1 protein-coding gene is annotated in these 830 nt (G+C 71.7%); it reads right to left on the minus strand.

The annotated features are described in order from the left end of the window. A partial coding sequence (locus ACP4J0_RS38560) for an acyltransferase domain-containing protein (protein WP_426604120.1) occupies nucleotides 1-830 on the minus strand: 830 nt, incomplete at both ends.

Here is an 830-nt window from a genome sequence, read left to right on the forward strand (position 1 = left end):
AACCGCCCACGCGCCGCCACCAGCACACACGCATCATCCAGCGACAGCACCCCCGCCACATGCGCAGCAGCGATCTCGCCGACGGAGTGACCGGACACGAAGTCCGGCCTCACACCCCACGACTCCAGCAGCCGGAACAGGGCTACCTCGACAGCGAACAACGCCGGCTGCGCGAACTCCGTACGATCCAACGCCTCCGCGTCGTCACCGAACAGCACGTCCAGACCCAGCCGCTCACCCAAAGCGTCCAACGCCCGCGCGAACACCGGATAAGCCTCGTACAGCTCCCGGCCCATCCCGAGCCGCTGACTCCCCTGCCCCGTGAACAGGAACGCCAGCTTGCCTGCGGCCGAGGACGATCCCCGCACCAGGCCCGCGGCACCGTTTCCCTCGGCGAGGGCGGCCAGGCCGCGCAGCAGCTCGTCCCGGTCCGCCGCCACGACCGCCGCACGCTGCTCGAACAGGGCACGCGTCGTGGCCAGCGAGTAGGCCACGTCGGCGTTGCCGATCTCCGGAGCCTCTTCGAGGAGGTGCGTACGCAGGCGGGCCGCCTGGTCGCGCAGGGCGTCCGGCGTCTTCGCCGCCAGCACGTAGGGCAGTGCGGTGGTGGCAGGGGCGGCGGGAGCCGGGATCGGGGCGAGGTCGTCGGGGGTCTGCTCGATGATCGTGTGGGCGTTGGTGCCGCTGATACCGAAGGACGAGATGCCGGCGCGACGCGGACGGCCGGTCTCGGGCCACGGCACGGACTCCGTGAGCAGGGAGACCGCGCCCTCGGACCAGTCGACGTGCGGGGTCGGCTCGTCCACGTGCAGGGTCCTGGGCAGGACGCC

The organism is Streptomyces sp. WG7, from assembly GCF_049975785.1.
Classification (GTDB): domain Bacteria; phylum Actinomycetota; class Actinomycetes; order Streptomycetales; family Streptomycetaceae; genus Streptomyces.